Source organism: Arthrobacter sp. P4_H3, assembly GCF_056400885.1.
The window spans coordinates 85,431-99,795 of sequence record NZ_JBFUKK010000015.1; the positions used below are offsets into that span (position 1 = coordinate 85,431).

General features: G+C 66.6%; 9 protein-coding genes and 1 pseudogene. 2 read left to right on the forward strand and 8 right to left on the reverse strand.

Features of this window, described 5'->3' with window-relative positions; genetic code table 11:
- Positions 1-167: 167 nt before the first annotated feature.
- A complete protein-coding gene (locus AC1DRE_RS18350) occupies positions 168-3,581 on the forward strand; it encodes an alpha-L-rhamnosidase-related protein (RefSeq protein WP_476985951.1) in 3,414 nt (1,137 codons plus the stop codon).
- A 311-nt stretch (positions 3,582-3,892) separates the two neighbouring features.
- On the opposite strand, the gene AC1DRE_RS18355 is transcribed toward AC1DRE_RS18350, so the two are convergent.
- Complete coding sequence (locus AC1DRE_RS18355; RefSeq protein ID WP_476985952.1) at positions 3,893-4,966, reverse strand: DNA polymerase IV; 1,074 nt, start codon at positions 4,964-4,966, stop codon at positions 3,893-3,895.
- Positions 4,967-5,146: 180 nt separating this feature from the next.
- Here AC1DRE_RS18355 and AC1DRE_RS18360 point away from each other — a divergent pair, with 180 nt between their 5' ends.
- On the forward strand, positions 5,147-5,959 hold the full coding sequence (locus AC1DRE_RS18360; protein WP_476985953.1) for an MBL fold metallo-hydrolase: 813 nt from the start codon (positions 5,147-5,149) through the stop codon (positions 5,957-5,959).
- 117 nt (positions 5,960-6,076) lie between these two features.
- Here AC1DRE_RS18360 and AC1DRE_RS18365 read toward each other — a convergent pair.
- The 7 genes and pseudogenes from AC1DRE_RS18365 to AC1DRE_RS18395 all read right to left on the reverse strand — a co-directional run.
- A pseudogene (locus AC1DRE_RS18365) lies at positions 6,077-6,240 on the reverse strand (ABC transporter permease); the annotation flags it as partial.
- 154 nt (positions 6,241-6,394) lie between these two features.
- The gene (locus AC1DRE_RS18370; RefSeq protein WP_476985954.1) at positions 6,395-7,069 is read right to left on the reverse strand and encodes a response regulator; all 675 of its coding nucleotides are present in this window, start codon (positions 7,067-7,069) and stop codon (positions 6,395-6,397) included.
- On the reverse strand, positions 7,066-9,717 hold the full coding sequence (locus AC1DRE_RS18375) for a DUF4118 domain-containing protein (RefSeq protein ID WP_476985955.1): 2,652 nt from the start codon (positions 9,715-9,717) through the stop codon (positions 7,066-7,068). Before AC1DRE_RS18375 ends, AC1DRE_RS18370 begins: the two co-directional genes overlap by 4 nt.
- 33 nt (positions 9,718-9,750) lie before the next feature.
- A complete protein-coding gene (gene kdpC, locus AC1DRE_RS18380) occupies positions 9,751-10,371 on the reverse strand; it encodes a K(+)-transporting ATPase subunit C (RefSeq protein ID WP_476985956.1) in 621 nt (206 codons plus the stop codon).
- Between the two features lie 10 nt (positions 10,372-10,381).
- Positions 10,382-12,517 carry a potassium-transporting ATPase subunit KdpB gene (gene kdpB / locus AC1DRE_RS18385; RefSeq protein WP_476985957.1) on the reverse strand — a complete coding sequence of 712 codons (2,136 nt, stop codon included), beginning with the start codon at positions 12,515-12,517 and terminating at the stop codon, positions 10,382-10,384.
- Entirely contained in the window at positions 12,514-14,181 is a 1,668-nt protein-coding gene (gene kdpA / locus AC1DRE_RS18390) for a potassium-transporting ATPase subunit KdpA (RefSeq protein WP_476985958.1), read from the reverse strand. The genes kdpB and kdpA overlap by 4 nt, the downstream gene beginning before the upstream one ends.
- A gap of 7 nt (positions 14,182-14,188) precedes the next feature.
- On the reverse strand, positions 14,189-14,287 hold the full coding sequence (locus AC1DRE_RS18395; protein ID WP_082492620.1) for a potassium-transporting ATPase subunit F: 99 nt from the start codon (positions 14,285-14,287) through the stop codon (positions 14,189-14,191).
- Between the last annotated feature and the right edge of the window lie 78 nt (positions 14,288-14,365).

Genomic DNA, 14,365 nt, shown 5'->3' on the forward strand with positions numbered 1-14,365 from the left:
TTGACTCGTCCTCATCCTTGGTCCAGAGTTGGGTCGGAGAAAGCGTTTTCTTGTGCATCGCAGATCCACTGCGCTCTGGTCATAGCGGGCAGAAACGGAGATCCCTTGAGAACACCATCCGGCACCGCCGACGCGCCGGTTCGCTCATCGTACGGAACCGCTTCCTGATGGGCGTCTTCCCCGCCGAAGCAATCCCACCCATTGCGTGCCAGGGCGAACTCCAGGCTGCCGGCCTGCTGACCGACGGGCTCTCGCCCTGCCTCACTGCGTCGCCGCATCCGGTGTTTGGCTGGCAGCTGAGCCAGCCGGAGGGTGCGGATCCCGCCGCTGCCCGGCAGACCGGCTTCGAAATCGCCGTCGAGGATTCCGGCGGAGCTGAGGTCTGGTACTCCGGTCCCGTTCCGTCCCCGGTGCAGTCCGGGATTCCTTACGGTGGACCTGGCCTGGCCGGGGATGAGGATTACAGCTGGCGGGTCCGGGTGCGTGACGCCGTCGGGAACCCCGGCCCCTGGTCCGACGCGGCGGTATTCAGTACCGGGCTTTTGGACACCGGGTGGGGTGCCGACTGGATCCACCGGGCCCCGGGCGGCCGGGCTCCGCTGGACCTCCTGGACGGCGCCCTGCGTGTTGCGGGCTCGCCGTTCCTTCCCGTCCCTTGCACGCGCGTCCGGCAGTTCACTCTGGAGGCCCGCCTCCGGCCGGTGATGGGGTGGGCCGGCCTGCTCCTCCGCAGCAACGGCCCAGGCACTGGATTGTTGCTGGAACTGAATACGGCGGGCAGCGTTGTGCTCCGCCGTGCCCCGGCCTGGCAAATCCCTGCCGCTGCTACTCCTGACACCGACGTCCTGGCCAGCGCACAGCTGGAACGGGGCGCCGTGGCCAGCCAGGAGCGGCTCCCCGGCAAGGACCCGGTCCCGGGCACGTGGCAGGACCTGACGGTCACCGACAACGGCGTCACCATCACCGTGAGCCTCGACGGGGTTGAACTGCTTGCCGTGGCTGAAGCCTCCCCTGCCGGAGTGGAGGGATCGCTGGCACTCCACCAGGGACCCCGCAGCCAAGCCGAGTACGCCTCCTTGCGGGTCACCGTCGCCGGGCCCACACCTGACGCTGCTCCCACACGCACCGCGGATGCCATCAGCTGCAGGGTGCTCCTGGACCACAGGTTCGATGCCGGACCGGAGGAAGCCCGTGCCTTCCTGAGCCACTGGGCGCGCACCACGGTTCACCGGCAGCCCGATGAATGGACGCTCTTCCGCACCACCATCCGGCTCACGGGTTCCGTTGCCCGTGCGCGCCTTTTCGCCGCAGCCAGCCATCACGCCCAGCTCGCCGTGAATGGCACGCCCTGCCTCAGCACCACCTCCTTCAGCTACCCCGGCGAGGGATATTACGACGCCGCCGACGTCACTGCGCTCCTCGCTGCCCGCACACCGGAAGACTCACCTTCGCGGCCCGGCCAGGCGGCAGAGCCCCGCCAGGCGGCAGAGCCGGTCCAGCAGCAGCCCGCGGAGGTTTCGCTCACGGCCCTCCTGCACTGGTACGGCCCCGGCCAGGGCAGGGCGGCCAGCCTTCCCGGCCTGCTGGTCCGCCTCAGCGTTGACTACACCGACGGCCGCCGCGAGACCTTTGGCTCCGGCCCGGACTGGACAGCCACCGAGGCCCCGTACCGCCAGGCGGGCTACCGGAACGACGAAGGCGATGCCGTCGAGCACCTCGACGGCCAGGCCGCGGCAGCCCCCGACGCCTGCCAGGACAGGCCGCAGGCCCTGAGCTACGGCCCCCACCCTGTCCCGGAATTTCCGGCGCTGCACCCCCGGCGCACTTTCCTGTCCGAGACTTTTGTCGCCCCGGCCGCCTTCGTGACGGCGGCCGACGGAACGCTGGCGGCTGACTTCGGCAAGGTCATCCCGGCGCGCCCGGAACTGGACTTCCGCGCCGGCGTGGCCGGGCGGACCCTGATGATCAGGGCCGGCTACTCCCTGGACGCGGACGGCCGCGTGGACAGCGCTAAAACGGCCAGCCAGAACACCGACATGTCCTTCCCCTATACCCAGGCCGAGGGCCCGCAACACTTCCTCGCCAGCGTGCACCTGGGCTTCCGGTACCTGGAACTCCCCGGCGTGGAGGCAGCCGACCTGTCCCGGGTGGGCGCCGTCGTTGTCCATGGCCGGCACCCGCACGAGGGGAGCTTCAGCAGCTCGGACGCTACCTTGGATGCCGTGTTCGGGCTGCTGCGCGATTCGGCGCTGTACGGGGTCCAGGAGCAGTTCGTGGATACGCCCACGCGGGAGAAGGGCCAGTTCCTGGCCGACGCCGTCAACATCTCCTACGCCACCATGGCCCTGTTTGGCGAGCACGCCTACACGGCCCAGGCACTGCGGGAGTTCGGCTGGTCCGCGGCGCGCTACTGGACCGCCGCCGAGGACCTCGGCCGCTACAACGCGGTCTACCCCAACGGCGACGGGAAAAGGGACATCCCCGACTTCTCGCTCATGATGCCCGAATGGGCCGAGGAATACCACCACCGCACCGGAGACCTCGCACTCGTGACGGAACTGCTCCCGCACCTCCGGAACACCGCCGACTACGCGCTGCGGCATCTGGCCACGGACGGTCCGACGGCGGGACTGGTCATCGAACTCGGCGGCGGCTCCGGCCCCTACCTTCACGGCATCGTGGACTGGCCCGCCCCCGGCCGGTTCGGCTACGACATGGACTGCGCTGCGAAGACCACCGTCAACGCGCAGGCCTACTCGGCCCTCATATCCACGGCCCGGCTGTGCGGCGTCGCCGGCCAGGAAGACGCAGCCGTGCACTACGCCGGGCATGCCGGGGCCCTCGCAGAAACCATCCGCACCCGCCTGCGGGTGGACGGCGTGATGGTCGACGGACTGCACGCCGACGGAACCCCCAGCACCCACGCATCCCAACACGCCACGTCCTTCCCGCTGTCCCTCGGAATCACCGATCCTGCGCACTCCTCTGCTGACGCGGACAGGATCGCGGCCCAGGGTATGCGGCAGGGACCCATGACCGTGCACCGGCTGGTGCGGGCGCTGCTGTCCGAAGGCCGCACGGATGCCGTCCTTGACCTGCTCACCAACCCAGGCCAGCCCGGCTGGGCCCGGCTCCTCAACCAAGGTGCCAGCTTCACCTGGGAAGCCTGGGAACTGGAGGACGGCACCGACTACAGCCAGTCCCACGCCTGGTCCGCCTCCGTCGTCAAGGAAATCCTGGAGTTCCTGCTCGGCGTGCGCGTGACTGTTCCCGGAGGCAGCGAACTGCTGATCGAACCGCCGCTCTGCCGGCTCGGGCACGCCAAGGGAAGTCTGCCCCTGCCCAACGGCACCATCAACGTCGCATGGCGGCGGACGGCCGCAGGAACCCAGCTGGAATGCACGGTACCCGCCGGCGTCACGGCGACCGTCCGGCTCTCCGCCGGCACATACGGAATCAAGGGACCGACGGCGGGACCCGCCGTCGTGCGTAACAGCACCGCGCCGTTCGACAGACCTGCAACGCGTGACTTCCGGATCCATGCAGGAACCTGGACCTTCACGCCGACCGAGAAATCCTGAGAGCGGCCCGGTTGGCGGCCAAAAACCACAACGAAGCCGTGTCGTCGAGGACCCTGCCGCGGTGTCAACAAGGGTGCAGAACATCCCTATGAGCGATGGCGCGGGTCTCCCTGCTCTCGACGCGACCGACCTGGATCAGGCAGCGGACCGACTCCCGGAGGCCGGCGTCCGGCTGTGGCGCAACGCGATCACAGCCATCTTCGGCCGGTGGATTGACGAACACGGGTGGTCGGAGGCCGATACCCGCCGCGTTGTGCAGCTTGTCGCGCGGGACAACGCCCGAAGGGTCTACGGGCTGCCAGAAGACGCTGTCACCAACCACCGCGCGTCGGCGTATGTCCCTTTCGTGCATCGTCGGGCATTGCCATTTCGGCCCGCAGGCCCAGGAGTCGGATCGGACGGTCCGCTTCGATTGAGGCTGCGAGGTCCAGGGCCCGCGCCAAAATTTCGTTCCGGTCGAATGTCTCGGGAATCTTCTTTGCGTGGGTCTTGGTGAAGAACGGTGCGTACCGGACCTTCAGGGTCAGCCCAACGACAGGCCGTCCTTCGGCCACGACATCCTCAAGGACGCGCGCAGCCAGTTCCCTCACGGCGTCGACCACCTGGGCGGGCTCTGTCAGGTCCCGCTGGAAGGTGGTCTCCCGGCTATGCCCGCGGGCAACCCACGGGGTGTCGTCCACAACGCTTGCGCCGTCCCCGCGTCCGAGCTCCGCGTACCAAGGACCCATCCTGGGGCCGAACTCCGGGACCAGGTCCTGGGGGTCGGACGCGGCGAGTTCGGCGACCGTGTTGATGCCGAGCTTGGCCAGCCGGCCCGACACTTTGGTTCCGACGCCCCACAGGTCCTTGGTGGGCCGGCTGCCCATGACCTCGAGCCAGTTCCCGGCAGTGAGACGGAAGACGCCGGCAGGCTTGCCGAAACCGGTGGCGACCTTGGCCCGGACCAAGGTGTCGCCGATGCCCACGCTGCAATGCAGCTGCGTTCGTTCAAGGACAGCGGCCTGCACCTGCCGGGCGTAGGCTTCCGGATTCTCTGTCTCAATACCGACAAAGGCTTCATCCCAACCCAGCACCTGCAAGGTGGCGCCGGGCTGCGCGCGCAGGGTAGCCATCACCGTTTCAGACGCCGCAAGGTATGCTTCGTGATCCACTGGCAGGATCACTGCGTCGGGCACTTTCCGGGCCGCAATGCGTAATGGCATTCCGGAACCCACACCGAACGCCCTGGCTTCATAGGATGCGGTCGAAACGACAGCCCGTTCCGTTGGGTCGCCGCGACCGCCGACAATGATTGGCTTGCCCGCAAGCTCCGGCCGCCGGAGCACTTCGACCGCCGCGATGAACTGGTCGAGATCGACGTGCAACACCCACCGGATTCCGTTCACGCCACCAGTCTGCCCTAAACATCCCCGGCAGGCATCGGCTCCTCCCCGAGCTTGGCGTGATGCCTCAAAGGATCTCTCTTCCGAGGAGACTTTGGCATGCCATAGCATGGGCACGCCAGACTGCGGCCGAAGGTGAAAAGGGTAGGAAAGCGGCCACAAGACGCTTGGAAGGGACCAACCATGCTGATCTGCGCAACCTGCGCCGTCGAACGCGACGAACCTGCCCCGGGGCTCTGCCCGATCTGCACCGATGAGCGGCAGTACGTACCCGAGGACGGACAGAAGTGGCTCACACTGGACGCGCTCGCACAGCAGGGCCAGCAGACCTTGCTGAAGGAGAACGAGCCGGGACTTATCGGGATCAGGACGGAGCCGAAAGTCGGGATCGGCCAGACCGCTCAGCTTGTGGTGACACCCGCGGGTTCGCTGCTGTGGGATCCGGTCGGATATGTCGATGACAGCGCCGTGAACGCAGTGCTCGAGCGGGGCCCGGTCCTGGCGATCGCCGCTAGCCATCCACACATGTTTGGGGTGCAGGTCGAATGGTCGCATCGGCTCGGTGGCATCCCTGTACTCGTAGCGGACGCAGACCAGCGATGGCTCGGGCGCAACGATCCGGTCATCGAATACTGGTCCGGCAATCAAACCATCGCCGAAGGACTGACACTGCACCAGACCGGGGGGCACTTTCCAGGCAGCGCAGTGGTGCACTGGGCTGCCGGAGCGGCCGGCAGAGGAGTTCTGCTCACCGGCGACAGCGTGTTCCCGAATCCAGACCGTCGCTCCATCGCCTTCATGCGCAGCTACCCGAATCATTTGCCGCTATCCGGCGCGGTGGCGTTGCGAATCGCCGCGCAGCTCGGAGAGCTCAAGTTCGACCGGATCTACGGCAACTTCAACAATGTAATCGCGTCCGGAGCCCAGGCCGTTCTCCACGATTCCGCCCAACGGCACGCTGCTTGGGCGCAAGGAGACTTCGACCATTTGACCTGAACCGTCCCTTGCTTCTTCACTCATCGGTCTGTGGGGCGCGGATGCCCTGATGCTTGGCCTGGGCCGAACGCCGAACTGAAGAACGGTAGGAAGATCAGCGGGTAGGAGAATCCGCTAGTTGTCGGCGTCTGTCTTGATTGCGCTGCCGAACACATAGGCAAACAGCAGCATGAGGGCGACCTGCGTGTCCCGGTGGTGATGATGGTGTCCACGCTACGGAAGATGTGACGCATGGAGCGGCCCAGCAACACGGCCGTGTCTCCGAAGAAGTGTGCCCTCATGACCTGCCCCTACCTGATTCGACCTTGCCGTCGTTCCCCACAAGTGCGAGGAAGATGGCGTTCGCGACCCTGCATCGGCGAGGTTGAACTGTGCGAGAAGATCATCCGCCACCTGGCCGTGGTTCTTCTGGTGCCGCAGCCTGTTTTTCGCGGATCAGGGCTGGAACCGGTAGCCGATGCCGGCTTCGGTGAGGAGGTGGCGGGGGTTGCCGGTATCGGATTCGAGTTTGCGACGGAGCTGGGCCATGTAGACGCGCAGGTAGTTGGAATCGGTGGCGTACGCGGGCCCCCAGACTTCGGTCAGCAGCTGGCGCTGCGTGATGAGTTTGTCCGGGTTACGGACCAGGAGCTCCAGGATGTTCCACTCGGTGGGCGTCAGACGCACGTCCTTGCCTTCGCGAGTGACACGGTGTTTGCCGAGGTCCACGGTAAACGCGCCGGTTGTGACGACGGAGTCATTGCTATGGTCCGCCGCGCGGCGCAGCAGGGCGCGGAGCCTTGCCAGGAGTTCGTCCGGCCCGAACGGTTTGGTGATGTAGTCGTCTGCGCCGGCGTCCAACGCCTCCACTTTGTCCTCGGAGCCGTGCCGCGCGGAGAGCACGAGGATGGGGACCGGGTTCCACCTCCTGAGTTCCGTGATCACCGTTGTCCCGTCGATGTCAGGCAGGCCCAGGTCCAGGACGATGAGCCGCAGCGGATGCTGCGTGGCGGCCAGGAGGGCGGATTTACCATCCGTGGCGGTAGTGACGGAGTAACCGTTGGCTTGGAGGGTGATTTTCAGGACCTTCAGCAGGAGCGGATCGTCGTCGACGACCAGGACAGCGGTCATGGGTTCTCCTTAGTGGATGGCTGGTAGGGCCGCGAGTCGGTGCGCCTGGCCAGCAAGGACTGCGGCTGCACGGGCGCTTGCCGGTCACCATCATCGATGGCCGCACCCGTCGAGAGAGGAAGCCGGATGACCATGGTCAATCCCCCGCCCGGGGTCTCCTCTGCACTGAGTGTCCCATCCATGGCTTCGGTGAACCCCTTTGCGACAGCCAGTCCGAGCCCCACCCCGTTGGTTTGCGGGATATCGTCCAGGCGCTGGAACGGACGGAACATTTCAACAACGCGTTCCGCCGGTACGCCCTGGCCGTGGTCGATGACCCGCAGCTCGCTGGCCGGCCGCCCGGCGATGGTGGCGGACCTGAAGCCGCCGACTGCTCCCACGAGGATAATCTCGGAATCGGGGGCGTATTTGACCGCGTTCTCGACGATGTTTGCGATTACGCGCTCGAGCATCCCTGGGTCGGCGTCGATTTCGGGCATGTTTGCGGGCAATTCCACCCGGACACGTCCCGGGGGCGTGCCGTGCAGGGCGGCCGGGACGACTTCGGACCAGCGCACAGGACGGAGCAGGGGGTTGACGGAGTCGGCGCTGATGCGGGACATGTCCAGGAGGTTCCCGACCAGCAGGTCCAGCCTGTCTGCGGAGGCGTCGATGGTCTGCAGCAGGTCCTGTTCTTCTTCAGGAGTGTATTTGATGCCGTGCTGGAGGAGGCCGCCGACGGCGAGTTTGATTCCGGCAAGAGGCGTCCGCAGGTCGTGGGACACGGCACGGAGGATGGAGGTGCGCATCGTGTTGCTTTCGGCGAGTCGGAGGACCTCACGGCGGCTTGCCGCCAGTTGCTGGCGTTCCAGTTGAGCGGCCAGGTGCACACCGAACGCGCCGAGCAGCCGTCTATCGCTGGCCGGAAGGGTCCGGCCAGTGAGGACCAGCCGGGTCGTGGGGTCGATCTGTTCGGTGTTGTCCGCAGTATCCGGCCCGGCGGGAGGGACTGCGCCGGCTTCTGCAACGGACCGCCAGCCGGTTCCGCCGGGCGCTGCTGTCCCCGTATCCCCGGCGGATGTGTAGAGGGCTGCGCCGCTGACCTGGAATACGTCCAATGCCTGTTCAAGGAGTCCTTTCAGCGTGTCTTCGGCGCGAGCTGCGCTTCGGGTAAGGTCTCCCAGCGTCGTGGCTTCGGCGCGGGCACGGGAGGCTTCCTTGGATCGGCGGGCCGAGATGTCGACGACGACGGCGACGGCTGCCGAGACTCCGACGAAGACCAGCAGGGCCAGGAGATTCTGTGGGTCGCTGATGGTCAGAGTACGGACCGGGGGGGTGGAGTAGTAGTTGACCAGCAGGCTGCTCCAGAGGGCGGCAAGGATGGCCGGCCAAAGGCCGCCGATGAGTGCGACGAGCACCGAGCCGCTGAGTTGGATGAGCACCGCCGTGGCGATGTTCGGTTCAGAATTCGCGGACAGCAGGAGCTGCAGGAGAGCGGGCAGCACGACGGCCAGTACGAAGCCGGCGGTGACCCTGACCCTGCCGAGGTCGCGTTGCCGGACCGGACCGGTCCCACGCCCGCCGAGGGGGTGGGAGACCATGTGCACGTCGATGTCACCGGAGTCGCGGACCACCCTGGTGCCGATGCCTCCGCCGAGCAGTGCACCGAACAGGCCGGCTACTTTCTTGTGGCGGGAGATGCCAACAACGATCTGGGTGGCGTTGACGCTGCGGGCGAAGTCCAGGAGGGCTTTGGCCGGGTCTTCGCCGGCCACGACATGGTAGCTGCCGCCAAGGTCCTGGATCAGGCGGCGCTGTGCCTCCAGGGCACGCGGGGACTCCTCGGCCACGCCGTCAGCCGCGCGGACGTGGACCGCCAACAGGTCCCCGCCGTTGACGCGGTTGAGGATCCGGGCGCCGCGGCGGATAAGGACTTCACCTTCGGGGCTGCCGGTGAGTCCGACCACGATGCGTTCGCGGGCTGGCCAGGTGGCCTGAATGTCGTTTTCTTCCCGGTACCGTGCGAGTCCCTCATCGACCCGATCGGCGAGCCACAGAAGTGCGAGTTCGCGCAGGGCGGTGAGGTTGCCGAGGCGGAAGTAGTTTGAGAGGGCGGCGTCGATCTTATCGGCGGAGTAGATTTTCCCGTCGCCCAGGCGCTGGCGGAGGAGTTCCGGTGAGATGTCGACCAGGTGGATCTGGTCGGCCCTGCGGACGATCTCGTCCGGCACGGTTTCGGCCTGGCGGACGTCGGTGATGGCGTTGACTACGTCGCCAAGGGAGGCCAGGTGCTGGATGTTGACGGTGGAGAGGACGTTGATGCCGGCGTTGAGGAGTTCGTCGATGTCCTCCCAGCGTTTGGTGTGACGGCTGCCGGGGATGTTGGTGTGGGCATATTCGTCGACGATGGCGGTCGCTGGTGCCCGGGCGAGAACGGCGTCAAGGTCCACCTCCTCGAAGTCGGTGCCCCGGTAGGGCAGGCGCCGGGGCGGGATGACGTGCAGCCCGTCCAGCAGCGCGCGGGTGTCGCTGCGCCCGTGGTCCATCGCGAACGCGACGACGACGTCCTCTCCGCGTTTGCTCAGGCGGTGGGCTTCCTCGAGCATTTCGTATGTCTTGCCGACTCCTGGTGCGGCCCCCAGGAAGATCCGCAGCGTTCCGCGTGCCATGGGGTCAGTCTTTCACCTGGGAGGGACCGGTAGTCACGGTTTCGAGCCGTTCTGCGCGGCGGCGGCCACGTCCAGGTTTAGGACGGTGACGTTGACGGAGGGCTGGCCCAGGAACGCCTCAGGCCCGCTGCTGGTATGGCTCGCCACGAGGGCCGTGACTGCCTCGGGGCTCAGCCCGTGAGCCGCGGCGACACGCGGTATCTGAAGCCGGGCGTACTCCGGGGAGATGTCCGGATCCAGTCCGGAGCCACTGGATGTAACCGCGTCCGCGGGCACGTCCCTTTCGTTGATGCCTTCGGATTCGGCGACGGTGGAGCGGTTGGCGGTGACGGCGTCGAAGAATTTTGGATCGTTGGGTCCAAGGTTGCTGGCGGAGGATGATGCCGGGTCCCATTTCACGGCGGAAGGCCGGGCGTGGAACCAGCGCGGGTCCTGGGCGCCGGTGTCGTCCGCTGCTGACTGGGCGATCAGGGCGGACGCGGCGGGTGCGCCGCCGCTGTCCTTGAGGATTGAGCCGTTGGCCTGGTGCGGGGCGATCAGCTGCCCGGCGCCGAAGACGGCGAGGGGGTAGGCCACGCCGAGGACCAGCGTGGCCAGGAGGAGGAACCGCAGGGCGGTCAGCCCCTGGCGGAGGTAACCGGTGAGAGTGTTCATGGGAAGGCTCCTAGCCGATTCCGGGGATTAGGGAGATCATCAGGTCGATGATTTTGATGCCGATAAACGGTGCGATCAGCCCGCCCAGCCCGTAGACCAGCAGGTTCCGCGCCAGTGCCTGGTTTGCTGAGACGGCACGGTATTTCACCCCACGGAGCGCGAGCGGCACCAGGGCGATGATGATCAGGGCGTTGAAGATCACGGCGGAGAGGATGGCCGAGGATGGGGTTGAGAGTCCCATGATGTTCAGCAGGCCCAGCCCGGGGAAGGCTGCGGTGAACAGGGCCGGGACGATCGCGAAGTACTTGGCGACGTCGTTCGCGACCGAGAACGTGGTCAGCGCCCCGCGGGTGATGAGCAGCTGTTTGCCAATGCCGACGATATTGATGAGCTTCGTCGGATCGGAGTCGAGGTCCACCATGTTCGCGGCGTCCTTCGCTGCCGGGGTGCCGGAGTTCATCGCGACGCCGACGTCCGCGGCAGCCAGGGCGGGGGCGTCGTTGGTGCCGTCCCCGGTCATGGCCACCAGCCTCCCTTCGGACTGTTCCTTTTTGATGACGGCGAGTTTGTCCTCGGGGGTGGCTTCGGCGACGAAGTCATCGACGCCGGCCTCGGCAGCGATCGCCTTGGCGGTGATGGGGTTGTCGCCGGTGATCATCACGGTCCGGATGCCCATCTTTCGCAGTTCGGCGAAGCGGGCGTGCATGCCGGGCTTGACGACGTCGGCGAGGTGGATGGTGCCCAGGATGTCCGCGGCGCGGTCCTTTCCCACCCGGGCGACCAGCAGCGGCGTTCCGCCCTGGGCCGAGATTTCTTTGACCCGGTTTTCTACCTCGGCCGGGGTGTGTCCGCCTAGCTCGGCGACGAATGCCCCCACCGCGGAGGCGGCACCTTTGCGGATCTGCAGCCCGTCAAGGTCCAGCCCGCTCATACGGGTGCTGGCGCTGAACGGGACCACCGCGAACTCCCTGGAACGGTGTTCCAGGCTGGCCAGATCCGGACCTGTCATGCCTTTGTCGGCGGCGAGGTCCACGATGGACCGTCCCTCGGGTGTGTCGTCGGCCAGGCTGCAGACCCGGGCCGCTTCGATCAGTTCGGTGCGCTCCACCTGGTTGGCGGGGTAGAAGTTGACGGCGCGGCGGTTGCCGTAGGTGATGGTGCCGGTCTTATCCAGCAGCAGCGTGGTGATATCCCCGGCGGTTTCCACGGCACGGCCCGAGGTGGCCAGCACATTGTGCTGGACCAGCCGGTCCATCCCGGCGATGCCGATGGCCGGGACCAGGGCTCCGATGGTGGTGGGGATCAGACAGACCAGCAGCGCCACCAGCACGATCGGCGACGGTGTCGCTCCGGCGAGGGACGCGAACGGGGCCAGGGACATGGTGACAGCGAGGAACACGATGGTCAGGGACACCAGGAGCACGTGCAGTGCGATCTCGTTGGGAGTTTTCAGCCGGACTGCGCCTTCGACGAGTCTGATCATCCGGTCAATGAAGGTCTGGCCCGGTTCGGCGGTGATGCGGATGATGATCCGGTCCGAGAGGACCTTCGTGCCGCCGGTGACCGAGGAGCGGTCTCCACCGGATTCACGGATGACAGGCGCTGACTCACCGGTGATGGTGGATTCGTCGACGCTGGCCAGGCCGTCGATGATTTCGCCGTCCGACGGGATGACGTCTCCGGCCTCGCAGATGACGGTGTCGTTGAGTCGCAGCTCCGTACCCGGAACTTCTTTGGTGGTGCCGTCGGGCTGACGGAGTCTGGCCACTGCGCCCTTTCGGCTTGCGCGGAGGCTGTCGGCTTGGGCTTTGCCCCGGCCCTCGGCGATGGATTCCGAGAGGGTCCCGAACAGCACGGTGAGCCAGAGCCAAGCGGTGACGGCAATGCCGAAGACCGAGGGCCGGTACAGCGAGATCGCGGTGCATAGGGCAGCCCCGACGAGCACGGTGAACATCACCGGGGAGTGGATCATCTGGCCCGGCGACAGCTTGCGGACAGCGAGGGGCAAGGCCGCTGCGACGGAGGAGAGCGTCAGCTTCGCGGGTGCCTTGGTGTGGTGTTTGTGTTCGCCGGGGGTGCCGAGGGGGTTTCCGTCGGCGTAGGTCTGGGCGGTGTCCGTGGATAGTGCCGTGCCTGACCGGGTCATTTCAGGAGTCCTTCTGCGAGGGGGCCCAGGGCAAGGGCCGGGAAGTAGCTGAGGGCGGTCAGGATGACTGTCACGCCAATCAGCAGCGAACCAAACAGCGGACCGTGGGTGGGAACGGTCCCTGCGGAGGCGGGGACCTTGGCCTGCCGGGCGAGGGAGCCGGCCAATGCGAGGACCAGGACGATGGGCAGGAAGCGTCCCAGCAGCATGGCAATGCCCATCATGACCGAGAGGTAGGGCCCGGAGGTGGTGATGCCGCCGAACGCAGAGCCGTTGTTGTTCGCGCCGGAGGTGAAGGCGTAGAGCACTTCGCTGAACTGGTGCGGGCCGGTCGCGGGTGCGTTGGCCATGATGTCCGGCAGCAGGACGGTGATGCCGGACAGTGCCAAGACCAGGACCGGGGTGACAAGGATGTACAGGGCGGAGAGTTTCATTTCCTTCGGACCGATCTTCTTGCCCAGGTACTCGGGCGTGCGACCGACCATGAGTCCGGCGATGAAGACGGAGATGATGGACAGGATCAGCATGCCGTAGAGCCCGGAGCCGGTTCCGCCCGGGGCGACCTCGCCAAGCATCATGTTCACCATCGCAACGCCGCCGGCCAGCGGCGGCAGGGAGTCGTGGGCGACATTGACGGCGCCGGTTGAGGTGAGCGTGGTGGACGCGGCGAAGATTGCGCTCGGAGCTGCGCCGAAGCGTTGCTCGAATCCTTCGCCCAGTCCGCCCGCGGCCGCGGTGGCGGTGCCCTGGGCTGTGGCAACGGCCCATCCCATCAACGAAACCGAAGCCAGCCACAAGGCGCCCATCACGGCCGCCACCGTGTAGCCCTGTTTCCGATCCCCCACCATCCGCCCGTAGGCGTACGGCAGGGCCGAGGGGACCAGGAGGAGCAGGAAGACCTGGAACAGGCTGATGAAGACATTGGGGTTCTCAAACGGGTGGGCGGAGTTGGCGTTGAAATAGCCGCCGCCGTTAGTGCCCAGGATCTTGATCGACTCCTGCGAGGCGACCGGCCCGCCCGGGATGCTCTGGCTGATCCCGGACGCCTGGTTGGTGACGTCGGTGGACGAGAAGTTCTGGACTACCCCGCCGATCACCATCACGACGGCGGCGACTGCTGCCAGCGGCAGCAGGACACGGAAGCTTGTCCGGGCCAGGTCGACCCAAAAGTTGCCCAGCCTGTCAGTCCGGGTGCGGGCGATGCCCCGGATCAGTGCGACGGCCACGACGATGCCTACGGCGGCGGACAGGAAGTTCTGCACAGCCAGCAGACACATCTGCACGAAGATACCCACCGTGGTTTCCGGGACGTAGGTCTGCCAGTTGGTGTTGGTGACGAAGGAAATGGCGGTGTTCATCGCCACCCAGGGATCAACCCCGGGAAGCGAGCCGGCACCAGGGAGCACTCCCTGGAGCCGCTGAAGGCCGAACACGGCCAGAATGGAGACGGCCGAGAACGCCAGGACACTGCGGAGGTACACCGGCCAGGTCTGTTCGGTGCCGGCGTCGACTCCGGCGAGCCGGTAGAACAGCCTCTCGGCGCGGGTCGACGTCGTGCCGTCGAAAACGCGGGCGAGGTAGACGCCCAGCGGTTTATGGGCGGCCGTCAGGGCCACGACCAGAACGACAACCTGGGTGAGGAAGGATGCGGTATTGAACGTCACTGGGCGCTCACCACTTTTCCGGATGAATCAGCACTGCGAGCAGGTAACCGAACAGGGCGATGCCGGCGATGAGCAGGACCAGCCACATGATCGCGTCGGCGCTCATTGCCCGTCCTCCGGCCGGTCCTCGGCCCCGCCGACCATTCCGGCCAGGAGGTGGCCGATCCACATCACGAAGCCCATG